The following is a 22,519-nucleotide window of genomic DNA, read 5'->3' on the forward strand; positions in this document are numbered from 1 at the left end:
AGGGAGGGGTGAAGGCGACGGGCCCGTGGAGAAATATTTCTCCGGGCCCATCAACCTCGGACTACCCGACCTTCTTCCTGCGACGATATTCGTCCAGGCTCGCCGTGGCGTTCTCGAGATTCACCGGCTCGCCACCCGCCTCCTGACGCAGCACGCCGGTGCCCTCGGCGTACTCCTTCAGGGTCTTCTGCAGCAGCTTGCGGCCCCGGAACAGCCGGCTCATCACCGTGCCCACGGGACACTCGAGGATCTCGGCGATCTCCTTGTAGGAGAACTCCTGCAGGTCCGCGAGGATCACCACCAGCCGGAAGTCGATGGGCAGCGCGTCGATGGCCCTCAACACGTCGTCCGACAGGAGCCGATCGAAGAAGTACTGCTCGGGGTTGGCCGCGAAGTCCGTGGCGTCCCGGCTCACGAAGCGCTCATGCACCGCCTCGCGCTCCACACCTTCCACCACACTGCGCTCCTTCACCTTGCGGCGGTAGCGGTTGATGAAGGTGTTGGTGAGGATCTTGAAGAGCCAGGCCTTGATGTTGGTGCCCCGCTCGAACTTGTCGAAAAAGCGGTAGGCCCGCATGCAGGTGTCCTGCACCAGGTCCTCGGCATCGCGCTCGTTCTTCGTCAGCCGCAAGGCCGCGGAGTACAGCGGATCGAGGTGGGCCAGGGCCAGTTCCTCGAACTCCTGCTTGGTCCGATTGTTCTGCCTGAAGTCCAGCATGCTCCCGCCTTCCAAAGGCCCGAAATTACAGGCAAATGAGTCGTCGTCCACCCGTCAATGTATGTACGGGAACAGATTGGACAACAAGCCAATCACTTCGCGCCGTTTGCACGGCTGCCCGAAAGGGCAGGAGACGCGCGGGGGAAAAACTTATTCCCGTCCCCCCCATTGAAAAGGGGGGGGACGTCGGTTCAGGTAGGACAGGCGGCTACTTCGCCGCTCCCTTGGCGCCAATGGCGTCGAGGATGGGCAGGTAGCTGTAGCCCAGGTCCTTGGCGACGGTCTCGTAGGTGACGTGGCCGTTGTAGGTGTTGAGGCCGCGGGCGAGCGCCTTGTCGGCCTTGATGGCCTCGACGAGGCCCAGGTCGGCGATCTTGCGGGCGTAGGGCCGGGTGGTGTTGGTGAGGGCGAAGGTGGACGTCTGGGGGACGGCGCCCGGCATGTTGGCCACGCAGTAGTGGACGACGCCGTGCTTCACGAAGGTGGGGTTGTCGTGGGTGGTGGGCACGCACGTCTCGATGCAGCCGCCCTGGTCCACCGCCACGTCCACCACCACGGAGCCGGGGCTCATCTCGGCGATGAGGGCCTCGGAGACGAGCTTGGGCGCCTTGCCGCCGGGGATGAGCACGCCGCCGATGACGAGGTCCGCCTCGCGCACGCTCCGGGCTATGCTCTCCGAGTCCGAGGCGAGCGTGGCCACGCGGCCGAGGAACACGTCATCCAGGTAGGTGAGGCGCTCGAGGTTGATGTCGATGAGCGTCACCTCCGCGCCCATGCCCACCGCGACCTTGGCCGCGCAGGTGCCCACCACGCCGCCGCCCAGCACGACCACGCGGCCGCGGCGCACACCGGGCACGCCGCCCAGCAGAATGCCCTTGCCCCCGTGCGCCTTCTCCAGGCACGCGGCGCCCACCTGGATGGCCATCTTCCCGGCCACCTCGCTCATGGGCTTGAGCAGCGGCAGGCTGCCGTCATCCAGTTGGATGGTCTCGTAGGCCACCGCCGAGGCGCGCTTCTTCACCAGCGTGCGGGTGAGCTCCGGGTCCACGCCCGCCAGGTGGAAGTAGGTGTAGATGATCTGCCCGTCCTGGATGCGCTCGTACTCGGGCGCGATGGGCTCCTTGACCTTGACGATCATCTCGGCGCGCTTCCACACCTCGTCCGCGCTCTGGACGATCTGCGCGCCCACCCGCTGGTACTCCGAGTCCGGCAGGCCCGAGCCGCCGCCCGCATTGGTCTCGACGAGCACGGTGTGACCCGCGCTGGTGAGCGCACGGACCCCCGCCGGAACCATGCCCACCCGGTACTCCCGGGTCTTGATTTCCTTGGGAACGCCGACAATCACGTGGAATGCCTCCAGATGCGCCGCGATCCAGGCGCGGCGAAAAGCGGGCGGACCCTAGGCAGGGGTCTGGGGGGAGTCAAGACGCGCCCGGACATGCGTCGAAAGCCGCGCCCTTCAGTGGTAGTTAACGGGATCATGACGCAGGCACCGAAGTTGTTGTTCGCGGATCCCAAGGGCCGGGTGATGGAGCACCCCTACCTGTTGGCCACGCTGCGCAGCGGGGAGGAACTCGTTCCGCCGCAGGACAAGCCCATTCCCCTGCCCTCCGCGGGACGGCTCGTGCATCTGCCTGGCCGGCTGCCGGTGGGGCTGCACCCGGAGACGGGCGAGCTGGAGCTGGTGCGCGAGATGAAGATGGAGGGGAAGACGTTCGTGCCCAGCGCCGTGGGCGCGCTCTTGCCCCCGGGCTACACGCGCACGTTCCTGCCCGGCGAGGTGAAGGCGTCCGGGCCGGTGCTGCCGCAGTGGGCGTACACGGCCGCCGCCTGGGGCGAGGACGGCCCGGTGGCGTGGGCCATCCACACCGACAAGCGCTCGCACTGGGAGCCCGAGCGCTACTCCACCCCGGAGCTCAAGAAGCTGGTGGACGCGCACCTGGCGCGCTTTCCCGGCAACCGCGTGCTCAAGCAGCTCACCACGTGCGCGATGCTCTACCGGTGCTTCACCTCGCAGAACATCTTCTACGTGCGCGACGAGGGCGCCATCCCCGCCTCGGTGATGTGCAACGCGCGCTGCGTGGGCTGCATCTCGGATCAGCCCGCGGACGGGCCGCCCGCCTCGCACGAGCGCATGGATGACGGGCCGAGCGCCGAGGAGATGGGCGCCGTGGGCCTCTATCACCTGGAGCACGCGCCGGGCCGCACCATGGTCAGCTTCGGCCAGGGGTGCGAGGGCGAGCCGCTCACGCGCTGGAAGTTCATCGCCGAGTCCATCCGCTACATGCGCGCCCACACCTCGCGCGGCTCCATCAATATCAACACCAACGCGAGCCTCACCCACGGACTCGAGGCGCTCTTCGACGCGGGCCTGGACGCCATCCGCGTGTCGCTCAACTCGGCGGTGAAGGATCTCTACGAGGCCTACTACAAGCCGGTGAAGTATGGCTGGGAGGACGTGGAGGCGTCCATCGCCCTGGCGCGCGAGCGCGGGGCCTACCTCGCGCTCAACCTGCTGCTCTTCCCGGGTGTCACCGACCGCGAGGGCGAGGTGCAGGCCCTGGCGAAGCTGGTGAAGAAGTACAAGGTGGATCAGGTGCAGACGCGCTCGCTGTGCATCGATCCCATCCAGTACCTGGAAGTGGCGCGCGACAAGGGCGCGGGCGGAGAGCCGGTGGGCATCCGCGAGCTGTTGCGCCGGCTCAAGGCGGCCCGGCCGGGGCTCGTCATCGGCAACTTCGCGCGCGGTCTCGACGAGCGACAGGGGGGGAGGGATCGGGGATAGAGTCGGCGGATGCAAGAACTCGCCTTCCTGCCCGCCCATGAAATGGCGGAGCGCGTGCGCCTTCGTGAAGTGTCCGCCGTGGAATTGCTGGAGGCCCACCTCCAGCAGGTGGCGCGCAACAACGTGCGGCTCAATGCCCTGGTGACCCTGGACGAGGCGCGGGCGAGGACGCGGGCGCGCGAGGCGGACACGGCGCTCGCGCGCGGCGAGGTGTGGGGGCCCCTGCACGGCGTGCCCCTCACCATCAAGGATGCCTTCGAGACGACGGGGCTGCGCACGACGAGCGGCTTCGAGCATCTGGCGGACTACGTGCCCCAGCGGGACGCGACGGTGGTGGCCCGGCTCAAGGCGGCGGGCGCCGTCGTGGTGGGCAAGACGAACCTGCCCCGGCTCGCGCTGGACACGCAGACGCACAACGCCGTCTTCGGCCGGACGAACAACCCCTGGGACGTGGAGCGCACGCCGGGAGGCAGCACCGGGGGCGGCGCGGTGGCGGTGGCGGCGGGGATGAGCCCCCTGGAGGTGGGCAGTGACATCGGCGGCTCCATCCGCATCCCCTCGCACTACTGCGGCGTGTTCGGCCTGAAGCCCACCGATGGCCGCATCCCCCTGTCCGGGCACATCCCGGGCCTGCCGGGCACTCCGCGCGGCGTGCGCCACCAGGGCGTGGCCGGGCCGCTGGCGCGCACGGTGGCGGATCTGCGGCTCGCGCTGCGGCTGCTGTCCGGGCCGGATGGTCTGGACACGGAGATGCCCCCGGTGCCCTTCCAGGAGGTGCCGAGGCGGGAGCTGCGCTCGTACCGCTTCGTGTGGACGGACGACTTTGGCGGCATGCCCGTTTCGGCGGAGACGCGCGCGGCGCTGGCGGGACTGGCGCGGACCCTGGAAGGGGCGGGGTGCGTGGTGGAGCGGCGCACGCCGGAGATCGACTTCGACGCGGTGTGGACGGCCTGGGGCCAGTTGCTGGGCGCCGAGGTGGGCGCGGAGATTCCCCTGCGGGCCCGCGTCATGACGGCCCTGCACTTTCGCTCCATGCGGGGCGACTCGGCCATCAACCGCGGCATCATTCGTGGGCTGTGGGGCCGGATGACGGACTACGTCCAGGCGCTCTCGGTGCGCGATCGGATGATGGCGAAGGTGGAGGACTTCCTCGCGGGGTGGGACGCCTGGCTGTGCCCGGTGACGATGGGCGCGGCCTTCACCCACCGCCCGAGCGGGGAATGGGTGGAGGTGGACGCGCGGCGCGTGCCGTACATGGAGGGCACGTGCGGCTTCTCGAACTTCTTCAACCTGACGGGACACCCGGTGGTGGCGATGCCGCTGCCTCCCGCGTCCGGGCGGACCCTGCCCCTGGGCGTCCAGGTGGTGGGCCGGCGGTGGAAGGACGAGGCCCTGCTGTCCGTGGCCGAGGCCCTGTCCGAGGTGGCCGGTCCCTTCCGGCGCCCGCCGGGCGTGTAGCGGCGGGCTCCGGGAAGGGGGGAGGGGAGTCCCGGGCTACTCGTTCGGGACGACCGGGTTGAGCTCCTTGGCCACCAGGTTGCCCAGCACGGCGTCCTTGGGCACGTAGCCATCGGCGCCGGCCTCGCGGCAGATGCGCTGCAGCTCCTCCACGTTCTCTCCGGAGCACAGCAGCACCTTGATGCCCTTGAAGAGGCTGTTGCTCTTGATGAACCGGCAGAACTGCTCGCCGTTCACGTTGGGCATGCGCACGTCCAGGAGCACGAGGTCCGGACGCGTCTGCTTCTTGAGGATGATCTTCGTCGCCTTGTCCGCGGAGTCGGCGATGTGCACCTCGAAGCCCTTGGTCACCAGGTCCGCCTCGATGATGCGGGCCGTCATCTCACTGTCGTCGACGATGAGGATGCGCGGCTTGCGCCCTCCCGCCGCCGTCATCTTCGCCGCCGAGGGGAAGCCTCCCGACACCGCGGGCGCGGTGGGAGCGGGCGCGGCCTCGGGCGCCGGAGTGGCCGCGGCCGGAGTCTGCTGCGCCACGGGCGCGGGGGCCGCCGTGGGCGCGCGCACGGGCGTCGGGGCGGGCGCTCCGGCGGGCCGTGCCGTGGGGACGGCGGTGCCGGGAGCGGCGCCAGGGACTGGAGTCGTGGGCCTCATCTGCCCGGGGGCCGCTCCGGGAACACGCGGCGCCAGGCCCGGGTGGGCCGGGGTGGCGGCTCCTCCCACGGCGGCGGCGGGACGAGGCGGCGTCACCTGTCCCGCGACGGGGGCGCGCGGCGCGGCGGGAGTCAGGCTCGGGCCGCCCGCTGCTGGGACTCCGGGGCGAGGAGCCGCCGCCTGCCCTGGCAGGGGCGCACGAGGCGCCGCGGGCGCACCCGTTCCAGGCACCGGAGCCGCCGGACGGGGCGCGCCAGGCTGACCCGCCATGGGTGCACGGGGCGTCGCGACCTGTCCCGGAGGCGCGGCCACGGCGCGTGGAGGCGCCGCGACTCCCCCGGGAGCCGCTCCGGGCGGAGCGATGGGCCGCGCCGCGACGGCACCGGGCGGCCGGGACACCGGAGTCCCCGGAGGTGGACGTGCGGCGGTGGAGGGAGCAGCCGGCCGGGGGCCCGCCACGCCGGGTGCCATGCCAGGACGAGGGGCGGCGGTGGGCGGTGGGGGCGGACCCAGGATGCGCATGATCCCGCCGATGACCGCTTCGAGCCCACCTCCCTTGAGGATGTAGGCGTCCGCGCCCGACTGGCGGGTCTTCGCCGCCAGTTCCTCCTCGGAGATGTCCGAGTAGAGCACCAGCTTGGACGTCACCTTTTTCTGGGTGCGGAGGTACTCGACGACGTCGTCGCCGAACATCTCCGGCATGTTCACGTCCATGAGGATGAGCGCGAACGGCCCCTCGGAGAGCTTTACCTCCAGGCTCGCCAGGTCGGTCGCCCCGGTGGCGTGGTAGCCCGCGGCCGACAGCGCCCTGACCGTGAGTTCCACCAGCATTGGGCTATCATCGATGACCAGTACGCGAGACATCTTCCTCCCCTGGAATACGGCAGTCACCCTACACCGTTGAGCCGGTCCGGACCATGTGATTCGGTCCAGGCTTGACCCACTTCGCTTGCCTCCGGATACTTTGTCGCCTTGACCAACACTCCCCTCCAACGTGCGCTTCGGATGGCTCCCGACCGGGCCATCGCGGCTCAAGCCCGGCCCGAACAGGAATTTTTCTGTTTCCGGGCGGCTGATCTCCGCCTCGCCGTTCCCAGTGAGAACGTGCTCGAGGTCATCCGTACCGGGCTGCTCACTCCCCTGCCACGGACTCCCTCCTTCCTCCTGGGCGTCACGGGCCATCGCGGCGAAGTCATCCCCGTGATGGACCTGCTGCGCTTCCTCGGCAAGGGCGAGGCCCGGGTCGGACCGAGGACCCGGCTGTTCATCGGCACCAGCGGCAACTACCGGGTCGGCGTGGTGGCCGACGCGGTGCTCGGACTGCGGCGCATCCCCGTGGCCGACATCCTGCCGCCTCCCCTCGGTGGAGACGCGGCGGCCGAGCACCTCATCGGCGTGGCCGAGGGCCTGATTCCCAACGAGAGCATCGCCCTGCTCCACTTCACCAAGCTGCTGCAGAGCGCCAGGCAGCGCGCGGTGCTGCGATGATCTCCGACGTCTTCGCTCCCGCCGAGGAGGAGGTGGACATCCTCTTCTTCGAGGTGGGCGATATCGTCTACGGCACGGACGCCTCGCAGGTGCTGCGCATCGATCGCTCACTCGCGGAGGATCTGTCCCTGCCGGAGCTCGGCCCCCTGAAGCGCGGCCATCGCGCGCTCGTGTTCGACGCACCCGAGGGAGAGGGCCACCTCAAGGTGGATGCCATCCGCGGGGTGCGTCCCGTCCCCATCCAGCACCTGCGCCGGCTTCCCCCAGTGGTTGGCGCCGCATCCTACACGGTGGGGGTTTTCCTCGATGAGGCGCGTCCCGTGATGCTCATCGATCTTCTCGAAACCTTGATGTTCAAGGAAGGCACTGAAGGCAATGTCGCTCGCTGATCCGAAGAATGAATTTTCCGCCACGGACGGGGCTTCCCGCTCGAAGAAGGCGGGCTCCCTCAAGCCCATCACCGACACGGTGATCGCCGTCCTCGCGGGCAACCTCGAGGCGCGTGTGCACAAGAACGCGCTGGACGAGGATGCCGCGGATCTGGCCAACCTCTTCAACCAGCTCCTCGAGCGCTTCGCCGTCTCCGAGCACCGCAAGCAGGTGGCGGCGCAGGAGATCGATCAGGCCGTCGACGCGCTCATCTCGCTGGGCCGTGATGGCGATCTCGCCCGGTGGAACACCACCACCGAGGACGCCCAGCTCGCGCCCCTGCTCGAGGGCTTCGGCAAGGTGATCGAGACCCTGCGCACCTTCGTGCGGGAGATCAACGAGGCGGCGCTGCGCCTGTCCTCGTCCTCCAACCAGGTGCTCTCCGCCTCCACCCAGCACGAGACGTCCTCCACCGAGCAGGCCGCCGCCATCCACGAGACCACGGCGACGATGGAGGAGCTCAAGCACGCCTCGGCGCAGATCGCCGAGAACGCCGGCAGCGTGGCGCGCGTGGCCGAGGAGACCCTGGGCGCGGCTCGCGCGGGCCGGGGCGCCATCGGCGAGTTCATCCAGGCCATGCAGCAGATCCGCAGCGACGGCGTCGCCGTGGCCGACTCCATCACCAAGCTGTCCAAGCGCGTGGAGCGCATCGGCACCGTGGTCGAGGTGATCGACGAGATCGCCGACCGCTCGGACCTGCTCGCGCTCAACGCGGCGCTCGAGGGCAGCCGCGCCGGTGAGGCGGGCAAGGGCTTCTCCATCGTGGCCGCGGAAATGCGCCGCCTCGCCGAGAACGTCATGGAGTCCACCAAGGAGATCAAGAACCTCATCACGGAGATCCGCGAGGCCACGGCCGCCGCGGGCGCCGCGGCCGAGGCCTCCAAGGAAGCTACCGAGTCGGGCGAGAAGCTCGGCGCCGTGGCGGCGCAGGCCGTCGAGGGCATCCTCGCGGGCGTGCAGGAGACGAGCGACGCGGCCCGCGTCATCAACCTCGCCACCCAGCAGCAGCGCACCGCCACCGAGCAGGTGGTGGCCTCCATGGCGGAGATCGAGGACGTGACGCGCCAGACCACCTCGGCCTCCAAGCAGGCCACGGGTGCCGCCGCCGAGCTCAACCAGCTCGCCGGACGGCTGGCGGAACTCATCAAGCGCTTCAAGGCCGACTGACGACAGGAGCGGGAGGAGTCCTCCCGGGCCGGTTGAACGCCGCCCGGGTGCCCCACACGCATGGATACCGAGTCCCTCAAGAGATCCCTCCTGCAGAAGTTCCAGGAAGTCAGCGCGGATCGCCTGCAGAAGATCCAGTTGGGCGTGCTCGACCTGGAGAAGCCCACCGCGGACCAGGCGGCGGACGAGGTCGCGCGCGAGCTGCACACGATGAAGGGCGAGGCGCGCATGCTGGGCCTGGCCGCCATCGGCCAGCTCGCGCACGCGGCCGAGGACGTGCTGCGCGCCGAGCGCGAAGGAAAGGCCGCCACCGAGGTGGCGACGGACCTGCTGCTGCGCGCGTGTGACACCATCGCGGACCTGCTGGAGGACCACGAGGGCGCCCAGGTGGGCACCCTGGCCTCCCAGGAGATGTGCGAGGCGCTCTCCGCGGCGTCCGGCCATCCCATTCCCCCCATCGGCGGCGTCAAGGCGCCCTCGTCCACGAGCGTCCCGGTCGTGCGTCCCGCCCACGCCGAGACCGTGATGGAGGTCATGGCCGAGGCCGTGGAGCCCGTCGCCTACGCGCCTCCTCCCACGCCCGTGCCCGCGGCGCCCGCGCCCCGGGCCGCCAAGGCCGAGCACGAGGAGCCGCACCACAACAAGCTGGCCGATCGCAGCATCCGCGTGAACGTCGAGGTGCTCGACTCGCTCGGCCTGCTCGCCGGAGACCTGTTGGTGGAGAGCGCGCGCGGCCGTCTGCGCGCCTCGCAGATCGAATCGCTGCTCCAGCGCTTCTCGCGCCTGGGCGACCGCTTCCTGCGGCTCACCGAGCAGCTCGAGGTGCCCAACACGCTGCGCAACGACGTGGAGCGCATCGAGGGCGACCTGCACATGTTGCGCGACGACGCGTTCCGCTTCGTGCGCAGCAACGGCGATGGCATCGAGACGCTGCACGGCAACCTGGCCATGATGGCGGACCACGTGGCCGAGGCCCGGCTGGTGCCCCTGTCCACCGTGTTCGACGCCTTCCCGCGCGCCGTGCGCGACCTGTCGCGCTCCCAGGCCAAGGAGGTGGATCTCGTCATCGAGAACGCCGACCTGGGCGTGGACCGCTCGATGCTGGCCGACGTGCGCGACGCGCTCGTGCACCTGTTGCGCAACGGCGTGGATCACGGCCTGGAGACGCCCGACGAGCGCCGCATGCTCGGCAAGCCCGCCGCGGGACGCCTGCGCATCCGCGTGCGCGCCGACGGCGACATGCTCAGCATCGAGGTGGACGACGACGGCCGCGGCATGGATCCGCAGAAGCTGCGCGCGGTGGCCGTGCGCAAGCACCTGCTCACGGAGAACCAGGCCGCCTCGCTCTCCGAGCGCGAGGCCATCGAGCTCATCTTCCGCCCCGGCTTCTCCACCCGCGAGGAAGTCACCGACATCTCCGGCCGCGGCGTGGGCATGGACGTGGTGAAGAAGAAGGTGGAGTCGCTGGGCGGCTCGGTGGGCATCTCCAGCCGCCTGGGCCGTGGCTCCACCTTCACCCTGCGCCTGCCGCAGTCGCTCGCGCTCATGAAGGTGCTGCTGGTGCGCCTGGGCGACGACGTCTACGGCATCCCCGCCGCCGACGTGGTGGCGGTGATGCGCGTGAAGCCGGATGATCGCATGGAGGTGTTCGGCACGCTCGCGGTCAAGCACCGCGGCAAGCCCATCGCGCTGGTGGGCCTGGGGCCACTGCTCGGCGTCAACGGCGGCAACCGCTTCGACAAGCCGCCCGCCGTGGTGGTGCGTCACGGCGATGACCATGCCGCCCTGGTGGTGGATGGCTTCGTGGACGAGCGCGAGGTGGCGGTGAAGCCCTGCGGCGGCGAGTTCCTCAAGGGCGCCGCCTTCATCGCCGGCACCGCCGCGCTGGAGGACGGCCGCATCGCCGTGCTGCTGCACGTGCCGGACATCATGGCCGAGGTGCGCCGCATGGCGCGGCCCGTCACCCAGGGCACCACCGCCAAGCGGCTCAAGGTGCTGCTGGTGGACGACTCGCCCATCGCGCGCGCCACCGAGTCCGCGCTCGTCAAGGCGCTCGGCCACACCGTGGACGAGGCCCAGGACGGCGAGGAGGGCTATCTGCGCGCCCAGTCCCAGACGTACGATCTCATCCTCACCGACGTGCAGATGCCCCGCCTGGATGGTTTCTCGCTCACACGCAGGCTCAAGTCCACCGCGGGGCTGGCGCGCACGCCGGTCATCGTCCTGTCCTCGCTCGCCTCCCCCGAGGACAGGCGGCGCGGGGCCGAGGCGGGCGCGGATGCATACCTCGTCAAGGGCGAGCTGGGCGTGGAAAGCCTCGCCCAGACCATCGATCGGCTCACCTGAGAGAAGGCAAGGGAATCGCTTGGACGTCGGTGCGTCCGCATACCGGGTGTTGCTCGTGGGCGAGGTGTTCCGGGGCGCCTCGCGGGGACTGTTCGATGGGAGCGTGCTCGCCCCATCGGGCAACGTCTGTGGCTTTTCCGAGGCGCTCGAGGGCGTGCAGCGGCTGCACCCGGACGTGGTCGTGGTGGACCTGTCCGCGCCGGAGTCGCTCCAGGCCATCGCCCGCGTCATGGTGGAGCGGCCCGTGCCGGTGCTCGCGCTGCACCCGGGGCTGCTCTCGGACGCCGAGGCCTTCCAGGCGCTCGCCTCGGGGGCCGTGGAGGTGGTGCCCCGGCCGGCCGAGCCCGGCACCGAGTTCTGGCACACGGTGAGCCGCAAGTTGATGCTGCTCGCCGAGGTGCGCGTGTCGCGCCCCGTGCAGGGCCAGTCCAAGCCCGTGCGCCCCGCGGCCTCCGAGGCGCCGTACCCCCTGGTGGCCATCGCCTCGTCGCTCGGCGGGCCCAAGGCGCTCTCCGTGTTGCTCAAGACCCTGCCGCGGGATTTTCCCGCCCCCGTGTGCATCTGCCAGCACATCAGCGAGGGCTTCACCGAGGGGCTCGCGCAGTGGCTGGGCGCCAGCTCGCTGTTGCGCGTGGTGGAGGCCTCCGAAGGAGACGCCATGGTGCCCGGCTCCGTCTATATCGCCCCCTCGGGCTCGCACCTGCTGGTGCGCTCGGGGGGCCTGCTGTCGCTGGATCCCGGACCGCCGGTGCGCGGCTTCCGGCCCTCGTGTGACGTGCTGCTCACGTCGGCGGCGGAGACCTTCGGCACGCGCGTGCTGGGCGTCATCCTCACCGGCATGGGCCGCGACGGCGCCCGGGGCCTCAAGGAGATCCGCGAGCGCGGCGGCCGCACCATCGCCCAGGACAAGGCGACGTGCGCCGTGTATGGCATGCCCAAGGAAGCCGTGCGGCTGGGTGCCGCCGAGGAAGTCCTTCCGCTCGATCGCATCGGACCAACACTCACCCAATGGGTGCGCACATGCTGACAGTGACCTCTCGGGCCCTGCAGCAACTGGCTGCCCTGTTGCTCGAACGCGCGGGGCTCAAAATCACTCCGGACGGCTATCACAGCCTGCGCCTGGCGCTCTCCACGCGCATGCCCTTGTCGGGGCTCGAGGACTCGGAGGAGTACGTCAACCGCCTGCGCTCGCAGGAGGACGAGCTGCGCAAGCTCCTGCCGCTCGTCACCGTGGGCCATACGGAGTTCTTCCGCGATCCCAAGCAGTTCAGCGCGCTGGAGAACCGCATCCTCCCCGAGGCCCTGGCGCGCGCGCGGCGCGAGACGCGCCGGGTGTCCATCTGGTCCGCGGGCTGCGCCACCGGTGAGGAGCCCTACAGCCTGGCCATGGTGCTCGCCGAGCTGGGCGCGCTGCCCATCGAGGTGGACCTGTGGGCCACGGATCTCAACCTCGCCGCCGTGGAGGCCGCCAAGCAGGGCCGCTTCGCCTCGCGGCGCGTGGCCAGCATCCCCTCCGAGCGCCGCACGCGCTTCTTCCGGCAGGTGCCCGGGGGTCATGAGATCGTCTCCTCGCTCAAGGACTACGTGCGCTTCGACGGGCAGAACCTCGCCGTCCCCGTCTTCGAGAAGGTCAAGCCCGAGTCGCTGGATCTCATCCTCTGCCGCAACGTCATCATCTACTTCGATCTGCCCACCATCCGCGCGCTGATGGACCGCTTCCTCGCGGCGCTGCGGCCCGGAGCGCTCCTGCTGCTGGGCTACTCGGAGAGCCTCTTCAAGGTCTACGATCGCTTCGAGATGGTGGAGATGGAGGGCTCGTTCATCTACCGCCGGCCCGTCAAACCGCTGGAGCCGCGCGCTCCCGGCGTGGGCCCCAAGCCCATGTCCCTGGGGGCGCTGCCTCCCACGACGCCCCCCCGGCCCACGCCGACCCCTCCCAAGCCCCGGCCGACCATCCGCACGCCCGCGGTGCTCCCGTCCACCGAGGCCCTGCAGCAGACGTTGGACGTCTCCGACATGAAGACGCCCACGCGCCGCACGCCCGCGCTGAGCGCCGAGTTCATCGAGGCGGCGCGCGCGCGCCCCACCAACGAGATGCCCGCCTGGAGCCTGATGCTCTCGCCCGGCGAGCGGCTCAACGCGGCCGTGCGGATGATCGAGCGCGGTGACTTCGTGTCCGCGGTGGCCACCGTGGAGCAGCTCCTGGTGGACGAGCCCAACCACCTGGATGCGCTGCTCACCATCGGCAACCTCTACTCGCTCACGGGGCGGATCGCCGACGCGCGCGAGGCCTTCAACCAGGCGCTCCACCGCGAACCGTTGTGCGTGGAGGCGCGGGTATTCGGCGGGCTCGCGGCGCTCCAGGCCGGGGAGCTGCCCGAGGCGCGTTCCGAGCTCGGCAAGGCGCTCTTCCTGGAGCCCTCGCTCGCCATCGGCCACTACCTCATGGCGCAGATTCACGAGCGCTTGAGCGATCACGAGGCGGCGCGGCGCAGCTACCGCAACGCCATCTCGCAGCTGCGCTTCCCCCAGCGGCCCCTGGCCGGCCACTACCCGGAGCTGCCGGACTCGGCCGAGGCCATCTCCCGCGCGGCCCGCTACGCGCTCGCCGCGCTGGAGGAGGGGCCCCCGCGCTAGGGGGGCCTCGTCAGGCCAGGCCCTTGTTCACGTCGTCGGTGCTCTTGGACGCATCCAGCACGCTGGCGAACTTGTCCTGGATGTAGGACTTGGCCTTGCTGCGCAGCAGCATGCCCGGGTCCGTGCCCTCGCCCTGGATGGCGCCGTCGGTGATGGTGAAGTTGGCGTCCAGGCTGATGCCCATCACCTTGCCGGTCACCTTCGCCCCGTCGCCCGACCAGTTCGACTGCACGCCGTACTTGCTCTTCCAGTACTGGAGGAGCTGCTCGACGCGCTTCCTCGCATCGTCCTTGTTGAGGGTGTGGGGGATCTCGAACTTCATCGTGCCCATCTGGCGCTCCTTCGGGTGGGTGATGTCCTGCCTCGGGTCTAGTGAGGGCGGGACGGGATGTGAACCCGGGTGTCTCCGGCAGGGGCCTGGAAGTCAACATTGCGGACAGGCCTCGTGGCGCCTGATTCCCTGGCCGCCGCCCGGGCCGGGCCCCCTTCCTGGACGGAACCCGGGGGCATCTCCACCTTGGGGGCATGGCGCGCGTCCTTCCCTTCTCCGCTCTGTTTCCCTCGCTCGAGTCCCATCTGTCGGCCGATGATGGGGGCGGCTCCTTCAACGCGCCGCCCCGGTCCGCCTCGGTGCGTCCGCTGTTGGATCGGGTGGATCCCACGGCGGAACTGGGCCGCTGGCGGGCCGCGGGCTCCGTGCTGCGTGACAGCCGGCCCGCCCTGTATCTGGCCGAGGTGCCTGCCCAGGACGGCCCGCTGGGGGCGCCTCCGGTGCGCTTCCTCTTGTGCGCGCTCGCGCCCGACGCGGCCGATCCCCTGGAGAGCGATCCCTACCGGCCCCGCTCCGCCCAGGTGGAGCCCGCCATCACCCTGGCGGCGGATGATCACGGGGTGCTCCGGGGCCTGCTGGCGGAGGCCGCCGAGCGCAGCAGCGTGGTGTGGCAGGGGACGTTCCAGGGGGCTCCGCTGTCCCTGCGACGCATCGAGCCCTCCCCGGTGGCCAAGCGCATCCAGGCGGTGCTCGACGAGGCGCCGCTGCGTCCCCTGGCGGAGCTCGACGAGCGCCGGCCGAGCCTCGCGGCCATCGTGCCCCTGTCGGACCCGGGGCTGCACTTCGAGCCCGTGCACCGTGGCCTCCATGGCCTGGACACCTTCCACGAGGACACCTTCCTCAGGCTCGTGGCGGCCTACGCGCGGGTCTACGATCTCGACGAGCCGCTGACGAGCGCGCGGGGCGTGGGCGACGCGCGCGAGCGGCTGGCCACGCTGGTGCGCGGACAGCACGCGGTGCTGCTGGTGCTGCCCGAGGGGCGGGGGAAGATCCTCCGCTTCCGGCAGGGGTTGGATCTGGCGCACCTGAAGGCGGCCCCGCGCAATCCCACACTGCGCAGCCTGGATCTGGCGCTGCTCAACGCGCTGGTGCTGCGCACGGTGCTGGGCATCAAGGATCCCGAGGCGCCCGGGCACCCGAACGTGTTCGCGGTGCAGGGGCTCGAGTCGCTGGTGCGGGGCGTGGAGGAGGGGAAGTTCCAGGCGGGCTTCGCCCTCAACCCGCCGCCGCTCTGGGAGGTGCGCGCGGTGATGGAGGCCGCGCAGACGCTCCCGTCGAAGACGCTGCGGGTGGAGCCCGCGCCGCCCGCGGGCCTGCTCTTCCTCGATCCCGAGGCCTGAGCGGGCCCGGTGGGGCCGCGGCCTGGGCTACGGCGTGCCGAAGAGCTCCACCTCGAAGAGGGAGTAGCCGTACCCGGTGGCGCGCTTCGTGCCGTAAATGCGCACGTAGCGGGCGGTGGCGGACAGACCGGTGTGGTCATCCACGCCGCCATCTCCGCCCACCACCGTGGCCACGGTCGTCCAGGCCGCGGCGTCGTTGGACACCTGGACCTGATAGTCCTTGCCGTAGGCGGCCTCCCAGGTGAGCCGCACGCCGGTGATCTTCTTCGCGGCGCCCAGGTCCAGCTGGAGGTACTGCGGATCCGCGAAGGCACTGCTCCAGCGGGTGCTCAGGTTGCCATCGATGGCATTGGCCGGACCGGTGCCGCCGCTCTCGCTGGAGGAGGCCGTGGCCGCCACCGGCGTCAGCTTGCCCGGGGTGGTCGTGGTGCCGCCCGCGGGCAGGGAGACGTACAGGTTGCCCAGCTCCGTGAGCTGCCCCGACGCGCCGAGCAGGTTGATGTTGGGAATCTCGTTGTTGCGGGCGGAGAACCACGAGTAGCGGAAGACGGCGGGCTCGCTCTCGAGGTAGGTGACGGCGTCGGTCATGTATTTCTTTTGCACGTCCAGGGTGATCTGATCGTGCGGCCGGTCCCCGCAGGCGAACTCGGTCAGCCAGATGGGCTTGTTGTACTTCTTGAACAGGCCGATGTACCACTTGAGCGCGCTCAGGTCGCACGCGTACCAGTGCACGGCGACGTAATCCACCTGGCAATTGGTGCACTTGGCGAAGAAGGCATCCAGATAGGCCACGGGATCCGTGAACGTCACTCCGCCCTCGGAGACACAATCTCCGCAGTAGTTGACGGCGGGGGACACCAGCTTGAGGTTCTTGCGGCGGGCCACGTCCTCGAGGATGGGCCAGAGCGCCGCGGCCTCGCTGGGCGTCTTCCTGGCCTGGCTCTTGAAGTTGGGCTCGTTGAAGCCCAGCAGGTACTGGGTGCCCGCGGGAATGGCGGCGGCCAGTTGATCCGCGTTCGGCGTGCCGCCCCACACCATGGGCACGAACGAGACGCCCACCGAGGAGGCCACGCTGGCGGCGCCCGCCTCGGGCGTGGAGGCCCAGTTGTACCACCAACTGATTCCCTTGGAGAGCGCCTTCATGTCCTCGGCGGAGTGATAGCCATAGGCCACACCGCGCTTGGCGCTCTTGGTCTGCGCCTGGGCGGAGACAGCGGCCAGACACAGCAACCACAGCAGGGGCGTGAAGGAGCGGATGGGGTTGAATCGAGTCATGGCCTGACCCTACCATGACTTCTATTTTTAGTCCGCCAAAACGGATTAAGCGGAAGGTAGGGAGTCACCGCCCGAGGTACTCCACCATGCGCGTCCGGGTCTTCTCATCGGGGAGCCGTCCGCTGCCCGCGCGCAGATTGTCTTCCAAATGACGGGGGTTGCTCGTGGCGGGGATGGGGCAGGTCACCGCCGGATGTCCGAGGATGTATTTGAGGAAGAACTCCGCCCAGCTCGTACAGTCGAACTCGGCTGCCCAGGCAGGCAGAGGTTTGCCCTTGACCTGGCGGAAGAGGGCGCCGCTCTCGAAGGGCCGCATCACCAGCACCGCGGTGCCGTGCTCGGCGGCGGCGGGTAACAGGCGCTTCTCCGCGTCGCGCACGGCGATGGAGTAGGGCAGTTGCACGAAGTCCAGCGCCTCGTGGCGGATGAGCTTCTCCAGCTCGTCGAAGGCGCCGAGCTGGTAGTGCGTCACGCCGAGGTAGCGGATGCGCCCCTCCTTCTTCCACTCGCGCAGCACGGGCAGGTGGGTGCGCCAGTCCACGAGGTTGTGCACCTGCATCAAGTCCAGCTGCCCGTGGCCCATCTTGCGCAGCGAGTCGCGCATCTGCGTGAGGCCCTCCTCGCGGCCGGACGTCCACACCTTGGTGGCCAGGAAGGGGGTGCGCTCCTGGCCGAGCTCGCGCAACAGGTCTCCCGTCACCGTCTCGGCGCGGCCGTACATGGGCGAGGAGTCGATGACCCGGGCGCCCGCCGCGAGGAAGCGCTGGAGCACCTGCTTCTGGGAGGCTCGCTCGGCGGGCGAGGGGCCCACGTCGAACGTCTGCCAGGTGCCGAGCCCGACGACGGGCACCTGCTCACCACTCTTGGGGATGGGACGGGTTCGCATGCGTGGAACCTACGGCGGGGCCCGGCCGGGATGAACCACGAAGGCGCGTGCGCTGGTCCGCCTTGGGGGCGGCCACGCGAGGGCCTGGCGGGGTGGAGCTACGACGACTGGGCGGGCATCGTGTACCCCAAGCTCGGCCCCTACGTCACAGTTGCAGCTTCTTGCTCGTGGTCTGTCCGGCGCGGATCTCCACTTCGATGACGGTGGAGAGGTTCTTGCCCTCGTTGACGAGCTTGAGCTGGTGCCGTCCCGCGGGGAGGGGGACCTCGATGAGGGGCGTGTCCCCGAGCTTGCGCCCGCGCAGATAGACGTAGGTCCAGGGCTTGGTGTCCAGGGTCAGCCGGCCCATGGCGCGCTTCGTCGCGCGTGCCACCGCGGCGGCATTGGGCTCCGCGGATGTCCGGGAGGGTGCCTCGGCCCTGGTGGCCTCGGGCGCGGAGGGCTCTGGGACGACCGCGGACGCGGGAGGCGGGGCCTGGAGCGAGGGGGACAAGTCGAGCATCACCAGGGTGCGCTCGCCCGGATGGGACAGCTTCACCGTGCGTTCCTCGGGCGCCCGGCCCTCGAGCGAGGCCACCACCCGGTGCTCGCCCAGGGCGAGCGTCTCGAGCGACAGGGGCGACACCCCCACGTCCTGGCCGTCCACCGTGAGCCGGGCACCGGGAGGATCCGTCTCGATGGTGAGCACGGGAGGCCCCGCGGGCGCGGGCGGGCGCGCGGCGACCGCGGGCGCCTTGGTGGTGGGGGCGGGGGACCTGGTCGGCGAGCCACGCAGGCCGAAGAACACTCCCACGAGGACGAGCAACGACAGCACGGCGCCACCGGCGATGAGGGGCCAGCGGCGCTGGTGGGGAGCGGGCTGCTCGACGGTGAGATCCCGGGTCGTGAGCACCCGTGAGGGCATCGACGCCACGGACTGCATGCGCCCCACCACCCGGCGGGCGCTCGAGGGGGTGAGATCCCCGGAGCGCGCCGACTCCAGCAGCCGGGCGCGCTCCTGGATGCGATCCGCGAAGAGCTCCGTCATGTAGCTGGACAGATCGGTGGAGTCTGGCACCTCGGGCTGGCCGCGCAGCCACTCCTCCAGGGCGGCCTGGAAGTGGCGGGCGCTGATGTAGCGCTGGCCGGGGTTGCGCGCGAGGGCCCGGCCGATGATGCGGCTGAGGGACTCGGGGACGCTCGGGTTGCGCTCGTGGGCAACGGGCAGCGGCGTCTCACCGGCCAGCGCGTTCATCGCGCCGAGCGGCTCCATGGAGGGGAACAGCCGCGTGCCCGTCACCAGCTCGAAGAGGACGATGCCCAGCGAGAAGATGTCGCTGCGCGCGTCGAGTGGCTGGCCTCGCGCCTGCTCGGGCGACATGTACGCCGCCTTGCCGCGCACCTGGCCCGCCATGGTCTGGCTCTCGCGCGTGGCGGCCTTGGCGATCCCGAAGTCCAGGACCTTCACCACGCCTTCATAGGTGACCAGGATGTTCTGCGGGGACACGTCGCGGTGGACGATGCCCAGCAGCGCTCCATCGGGTCCCAGCTTCGCGTGGGCATAGGCCAGGCCCTCGGCGGCGTGCGCGATGATGCGCACCGCGTGGGTCATGGGCAGCTGCTTGTTCTGGCGCGTGCAGGCCCGGGCGATGGAGGCCAGGTTCTCCCCTGGCAGGTACTCCATCGCGATGTAGTAGGCCCCTTCTTCCTCTCCCAGGTCGATGATTTGAACGATGTGCGGGTGGTTGAGCTGCGCGGCGAGCCGGGCCTCGTCGAGGAACATCGACACGAAGTCCGCGTCCGAGCTCAGCGAATCGAGGATGCGCTTGATGGCGACGAATTTCTCGAAGCCCTGGGGGCCCGCCTGCCGCGCCAGCCAGATCTCCGCCATGCCTCCCACGGCGAGCCGCGTCAGCAGGTTGTAGCGGCCCACGGTCAGCCCGGGCTGCCAGATGATGAAGCGCTCGGTATCACTCTCCGGGGAGGTGGGCTGGAGATCACGCACGGGGGTTCACTTTCTGCACTCGACCGGGTCCCTGTCAATTCACCGTTTTCCTGCCATCCCGATTAATATCCCTGCACCTTGGTTTCTCTCCAGAGACTCGTCGTACTCACTACCACCTTGTTGCTGACTTCGTTGGCATGGGGTGAGACATCCAACCCCTCTCTGCCACGTGCACGCCAGCTCTTCGAGGAGATGCGCTACGCGGAGGCGGCACGCGCGTTGGAGGAGGCGCGCGCGCAGCCGGGCAATGAGCGGGACACCTTGTTGGAGATCCTCGAGATGCAGGGCGTGGTGGCTGGCATGCTCCAACAACCGGCCAAGGCCCGCGCCGCCTTCCAGGCGCTGTTGGTGCTGGAGCCGGACCACCGGCTCACCGGTGATTATGCCCCGCGGGTGGTGACCCCCTTCTTCGAGGCCAAGGCCTGGGTGAACGACCAGGACGCGGCGCTGCGGTTGGAGGTGGTGCCCGGCAGTAGGGAAGCCAGGGCGCTGGCCGTCCAGGTGACCAAGGACTTGCTGGGCCTGGGGCGCACGGTGCGCTTCCACCTGCGCGACGGGGCGGGGTGGACGCGGCAGGAGCAACCCCTCGCCGAGGGCAGCGCCTCCGTGGTGATGAAGGGCGAGCGCGCCGAGTGGTGGGTGCAACTGCTCGACGAGCGTCAGGCGGTGCTCACCTCGCTGGGCAGTGCCGCCGCGCCCCTGGTGGCCCAGGTCCCGGGAGCGCTCGTGCCCCCGCCCGTCGCCGGGAAGACGCCAGCGGCGCGCGTGGCACCGGGCTCGCCCCTGCGCACCGTGGCGGTGGTGTGCCTGGGGCTGGCGGCCGGAGCCGGAGCGGCGGGGGGGTACCTCGGGTGGCAATCGAGCCAGGCCCGGGCCCGGGTGACGGGCGCCGCCGTGGATGAGTCGGGGCTCACCGTAGGCCTCAGCCAGCGGGAAGCCTTCGCGCTGGATGCCCGGGCACGCTCCCAGGGCGGATGGGCCAACGTGCTCTTCGGGGTCGCGGGCGCCGCGGCCATCGCGGGAGGAACCCTCTGGGTGCTCGGCGCGCCCGTGACGGTCTCCGTCTCTCCGGGCGGAGTGGCGGTGGGAGGGGCCCTGCCATGAAGCGCTGCTCCTGGTTGGCGCTGCCGTTCCTGGTCCTGCTGCTGGGGTGTTCCTCCGCGTCCACTGGCGCCGACATCCGGCGCTATGCCTGTGCCCAGGACGACGAGTGTGCCGCGGGCTTCGCGTGCCGCGCGGGAGTGTGCCAGGCCGGGGGCGATCCTCAGCCTCCAGATCCGGGAGGACCCGGTGGAGGGCCGGATGACGGGGGCACTCCTCCGGGCACGCCGCCCACGCGGCTGGCCTTCGTCAGTCCCGCGCAGAGCGTGGGCACGGGGCAGTGCTCGGCGGCCGTGGTGATCGAGACGCAGACGGCGGAGGGGGTGGCCTCGCCGGTGGAGAGCGACACGACGGTCTCGTTGAGTGCCCAGCCCTCCACGGCCGTGAGCTTCTTCCGTGACGCGGCCTGCACCACCTCCACGAACTCCGTGGCGGTGGGGGCCGGCGGCAGCCGCGCGACCTTCTACTTCCGCGGCAGCGTGGCGCAGACCGTCCGCGTCGGGGTGTCCGCCAGTGGGTTGGCCTCCGCGTCGCAGGACGAGGTGCTGCTCGTTCCCGGACAGGCGGTGGGGGTGGCCTTCGTCACGGGCGCCCAGACGCTGGCCACGAGCGGCTGCTCGAGCCTGGTGGAAATCGAGGCGCGCGATGTCGACGCCAGACCCACCACCTTCCCCAGTCCGAGAACCATGACGCTCTCGGGCACGGGGCTCACGTTCTTCTCCAACGCGAGCTGCACCACGCTCCTGTCCACCCCGGTGTTCGCCGCGGGCAGGACCCGCTCCTCCTTCTATTTCAAGGGCAGGAGCAGCGGCACGAACCGCCTGTCCGTCTCCGTGTCGGGATTGAGCACGGTGTCGCAGGATCAGACCATCCTCCCAGTGGTCCGCTCGGGCGTCTGTACCATGCCCGCGACGGGCAACTCGGTGACCTGTCCCATCTCGCCCGCGCAGGTGGACCTGTCGAAGACGATGCTGCTGATTTCACTCAGCCCATCGGGGCGCAGTCCGGACTCCGGGGGCGTGCGCTGCATGCTCTCGGCCCGGGACGCCTTCACCTGTGGCCGCTACGCCGCCGCGCCCAGCAGCTTCGACATCTTCTGGCAGACCGTGGAGCTGGGCACCGGGCTGAGGGTCCAGCACCTGCAGCCGAGCTGTCAGAGCACGTTCCTCGTCTCCGTGCCGATCCAGACCGTCTCACCGCAGAAGAGCTTCCTGCTGGTGTCGAGCGAGCAGAGTGGAACGCTCCTCGGAGAGGGGAACCTCTACACCGCGACGCTGGCCGATTCGGGCATCCGGGTGGATCTCGAGTTCTCCGGCAATTGCAGTCCCTCCTGGAAGGGCTCGCTCCAGGTCGTGGAGTTCGAGGGCATCCAGGTCGTCCGGGGAGATGGAGCGATGAGCACGGGGCAGACGGGGGCGGCCAACCTGATTCAGCCCTCCGTGAGCCTCGCCACCACCGCGCTGCTGTTCACCTACCGGGTGAACAACGCGGGGGCGTCGAGCCTCTGCGACCGGGTCATGAGGGGCGAGGTGTCCGCTCCCTCGGAGGTGGAGTTCTCGCGTGCCCTGGTGAACTCGGAGAACTGCGCCACGGCGGCCATCGAGTCCATGTCCTGGGAGCGCATCAACTTCGGCTCGCTCGCCAAGGTGCAGCCGGTCCAGGTGGCCATGTCGGTGGACCAGACCCAGGTCACCCCCAGCTTCACCACCGCGGTGGACAGGACGCGCGCGGTGGTGTTCGCCACCGGGCAGGGCATGAACGGCCAGGCCGGGGGCGAGGCGTCCTATTCGGGCGATGACGTCCTGGGGGAGTCGCTGGCGGGGTTCTCGTTCTCCTCGGCCACCCAGCTCCAGGTCCGCCGCGCGTCCGCGCTGGGCCGGGCGAGGTGGACCGCCTACGTCGTGGAGTTCAACCCCCCCTGAG

17 protein-coding genes and 2 pseudogenes are annotated in these 22,519 nt (G+C 70.2%); 11 read left to right on the plus strand and 8 right to left on the minus strand.

Annotated elements, in window-relative coordinates; all coding sequences use genetic code 11:
• Positions 1–61 precede the first annotated feature (61 nt).
• Positions 62–718 (minus strand): sigma-70 family RNA polymerase sigma factor, encoded by a 657-nt coding sequence (locus F0U63_RS18705; protein WP_002626150.1) that lies wholly within the window; start codon positions 716–718, stop codon positions 62–64.
• A 208-nt stretch (positions 719–926) separates the two neighbouring features.
• The gene (gene ald / locus F0U63_RS18710; protein ID WP_395847286.1) at positions 927–2,063 is read right to left on the minus strand and encodes an alanine dehydrogenase; all 1,137 of its coding nucleotides are present in this window, start codon (positions 2,061–2,063) and stop codon (positions 927–929) included.
• 135 nt (positions 2,064–2,198) lie between these two features.
• Here ald and F0U63_RS18715 point away from each other — a divergent pair, with 135 nt between their 5' ends.
• Together F0U63_RS18715 and F0U63_RS18720 are read left to right on the plus strand one after the other, a co-directional pair.
• A complete protein-coding gene (locus F0U63_RS18715; RefSeq protein WP_395847287.1) occupies positions 2,199–3,503 on the plus strand; it encodes a radical SAM protein in 1,305 nt (434 codons plus the stop codon).
• 9 nt (positions 3,504–3,512) lie between these two features.
• Positions 3,513–4,961 carry an amidase gene (locus tag F0U63_RS18720; RefSeq protein WP_395847288.1) on the plus strand — a complete coding sequence of 483 codons (1,449 nt, stop codon included), beginning with the start codon at positions 3,513–3,515 and terminating at the stop codon, positions 4,959–4,961.
• Positions 4,962–4,997: 36 nt separating this feature from the next.
• Here F0U63_RS18720 and F0U63_RS18725 read toward each other — a convergent pair.
• Positions 4,998–5,519, minus strand: a pseudogene (locus F0U63_RS18725) (response regulator); the annotation flags it as partial.
• A 654-nt stretch (positions 5,520–6,173) separates the two neighbouring features.
• Positions 6,174–6,476: pseudogene (locus F0U63_RS18730) on the minus strand (response regulator); the annotation flags it as partial.
• Between the two features lie 141 nt (positions 6,477–6,617).
• On the opposite strand from F0U63_RS18730, the gene F0U63_RS18735 reads away from it, so the two are divergent.
• The 6 genes from F0U63_RS18735 to F0U63_RS18760 are packed head-to-tail and all read left to right on the plus strand — an operon-like array spanning position 6,618 to position 13,679.
• The gene (locus tag F0U63_RS18735) at positions 6,618–7,100 is read left to right on the plus strand and encodes a chemotaxis protein CheW (RefSeq protein ID WP_395847289.1); all 483 of its coding nucleotides are present in this window, start codon (positions 6,618–6,620) and stop codon (positions 7,098–7,100) included.
• Entirely contained in the window at positions 7,097–7,489 is a 393-nt protein-coding gene (locus F0U63_RS18740) for a Frizzy aggregation protein FrzB (RefSeq protein WP_395847290.1), read from the plus strand. The genes F0U63_RS18735 and F0U63_RS18740 overlap by 4 nt, the downstream gene beginning before the upstream one ends.
• Positions 7,476–8,696, plus strand: a complete 1,221-nt coding sequence (locus F0U63_RS18745) for a methyl-accepting chemotaxis protein (protein ID WP_395847291.1) — start codon at positions 7,476–7,478, stop codon at positions 8,694–8,696. The genes F0U63_RS18740 and F0U63_RS18745 overlap by 14 nt, the downstream gene beginning before the upstream one ends.
• Positions 8,697–8,756: 60 nt before the next feature.
• A complete protein-coding gene (locus F0U63_RS18750; protein WP_395847292.1) occupies positions 8,757–11,042 on the plus strand; it encodes a hybrid sensor histidine kinase/response regulator in 2,286 nt (761 codons plus the stop codon).
• Positions 11,043–11,061: 19 nt separating this feature from the next.
• Entirely contained in the window at positions 11,062–12,069 is a 1,008-nt protein-coding gene (locus tag F0U63_RS18755) for a chemotaxis protein CheB (protein WP_395847293.1), read from the plus strand.
• A complete protein-coding gene (locus F0U63_RS18760; RefSeq protein WP_395847294.1) occupies positions 12,063–13,679 on the plus strand; it encodes a CheR family methyltransferase in 1,617 nt (538 codons plus the stop codon). Before F0U63_RS18755 ends, F0U63_RS18760 begins: the two co-directional genes overlap by 7 nt.
• Before the next feature lie 10 nt (positions 13,680–13,689).
• Here the strand turns inward: F0U63_RS18760 and F0U63_RS18765 are convergent, their stop codons facing one another.
• A complete protein-coding gene (locus tag F0U63_RS18765) occupies positions 13,690–14,010 on the minus strand; it encodes a polyhydroxyalkanoic acid system family protein (RefSeq protein ID WP_395847295.1) in 321 nt (106 codons plus the stop codon).
• Positions 14,011–14,204: 194 nt separating this feature from the next.
• Between F0U63_RS18765 and F0U63_RS18770 the strand changes: the two genes are divergently transcribed.
• Entirely contained in the window at positions 14,205–15,350 is a 1,146-nt protein-coding gene (locus tag F0U63_RS18770) for a DUF1015 family protein (RefSeq protein WP_395847296.1), read from the plus strand.
• A 27-nt stretch (positions 15,351–15,377) separates the two neighbouring features.
• Here the strand turns inward: F0U63_RS18770 and F0U63_RS18775 are convergent, their stop codons facing one another.
• The 3 genes from F0U63_RS18775 to F0U63_RS18785 form a co-directional block, all read right to left on the minus strand.
• Complete coding sequence (locus F0U63_RS18775; RefSeq protein ID WP_395847297.1) at positions 15,378–16,625, minus strand: glycosyl hydrolase; 1,248 nt, start codon at positions 16,623–16,625, stop codon at positions 15,378–15,380.
• A gap of 64 nt (positions 16,626–16,689) precedes the next feature.
• On the minus strand, positions 16,690–17,511 hold the full coding sequence (locus tag F0U63_RS18780) for an aldo/keto reductase (protein WP_395847298.1): 822 nt from the start codon (positions 17,509–17,511) through the stop codon (positions 16,690–16,692).
• A 145-nt stretch (positions 17,512–17,656) separates the two neighbouring features.
• Entirely contained in the window at positions 17,657–19,495 is a 1,839-nt protein-coding gene (locus tag F0U63_RS18785) for a serine/threonine-protein kinase (RefSeq protein WP_395847299.1), read from the minus strand.
• A 192-nt stretch (positions 19,496–19,687) separates the two neighbouring features.
• Between F0U63_RS18785 and F0U63_RS18790 the strand changes: the two genes are divergently transcribed.
• Positions 19,688–20,599: a hypothetical protein gene (locus F0U63_RS18790; protein ID WP_395847300.1), complete on the plus strand. Its 912-nt coding sequence runs from the start codon at positions 19,688–19,690 to the stop codon at positions 20,597–20,599.
• A complete protein-coding gene (locus F0U63_RS18795) occupies positions 20,596–22,518 on the plus strand; it encodes a hypothetical protein (RefSeq protein WP_395847301.1) in 1,923 nt (640 codons plus the stop codon). The genes F0U63_RS18790 and F0U63_RS18795 overlap by 4 nt, the downstream gene beginning before the upstream one ends.
• Position 22,519: the final 1 nt, after the last annotated feature.

It is taken from the genome of Cystobacter fuscus (assembly GCF_044360685.1).
In the GTDB taxonomy this organism is placed as follows: domain Bacteria; phylum Myxococcota; class Myxococcia; order Myxococcales; family Myxococcaceae; genus Cystobacter; species Cystobacter fuscus_C.

Excerpts from the sequence above, each read along its gene's own strand:
- F0U63_RS18770 (WP_395847296.1), top strand. The coding sequence starts at position 14,205 with ATGGCGCGCGTCCTTCCCTTCTCCGCTCTGTTTCCCTCGCTCGAGTCC.
- F0U63_RS18745 (WP_395847291.1), top strand. The coding sequence starts at position 7,476 with ATGTCGCTCGCTGATCCGAAGAATGAATTTTCCGCCACGGACGGGGCT.
- F0U63_RS18760 (WP_395847294.1), top strand. The coding sequence starts at position 12,063 with ATGCTGACAGTGACCTCTCGGGCCCTGCAGCAACTGGCTGCCCTGTTG.
- F0U63_RS18740 (WP_395847290.1), top strand. The coding sequence starts at position 7,097 with ATGATCTCCGACGTCTTCGCTCCCGCCGAGGAGGAGGTGGACATCCTC.
- F0U63_RS18705 (WP_002626150.1), bottom strand. The coding sequence starts at position 718 with ATGCTGGACTTCAGGCAGAACAATCGGACCAAGCAGGAGTTCGAGGAA.
- F0U63_RS18720 (WP_395847288.1), top strand. The coding sequence starts at position 3,513 with ATGCAAGAACTCGCCTTCCTGCCCGCCCATGAAATGGCGGAGCGCGTG.
- F0U63_RS18795 (WP_395847301.1), top strand. The coding sequence starts at position 20,596 with ATGAAGCGCTGCTCCTGGTTGGCGCTGCCGTTCCTGGTCCTGCTGCTG.
- F0U63_RS18790 (WP_395847300.1), top strand. The coding sequence starts at position 19,688 with ATGCGCTACGCGGAGGCGGCACGCGCGTTGGAGGAGGCGCGCGCGCAG.
- F0U63_RS18775 (WP_395847297.1), bottom strand. The coding sequence starts at position 16,625 with ATGACTCGATTCAACCCCATCCGCTCCTTCACGCCCCTGCTGTGGTTG.
- F0U63_RS18735 (WP_395847289.1), top strand. The coding sequence starts at position 6,618 with ATGGCTCCCGACCGGGCCATCGCGGCTCAAGCCCGGCCCGAACAGGAA.
- F0U63_RS18765 (WP_395847295.1), bottom strand. The coding sequence starts at position 14,010 with ATGGGCACGATGAAGTTCGAGATCCCCCACACCCTCAACAAGGACGAT.
- F0U63_RS18780 (WP_395847298.1), bottom strand. The coding sequence starts at position 17,511 with ATGCGAACCCGTCCCATCCCCAAGAGTGGTGAGCAGGTGCCCGTCGTC.
- F0U63_RS18750 (WP_395847292.1), top strand. The coding sequence starts at position 8,757 with ATGGATACCGAGTCCCTCAAGAGATCCCTCCTGCAGAAGTTCCAGGAA.
- F0U63_RS18715 (WP_395847287.1), top strand. The coding sequence starts at position 2,199 with ATGACGCAGGCACCGAAGTTGTTGTTCGCGGATCCCAAGGGCCGGGTG.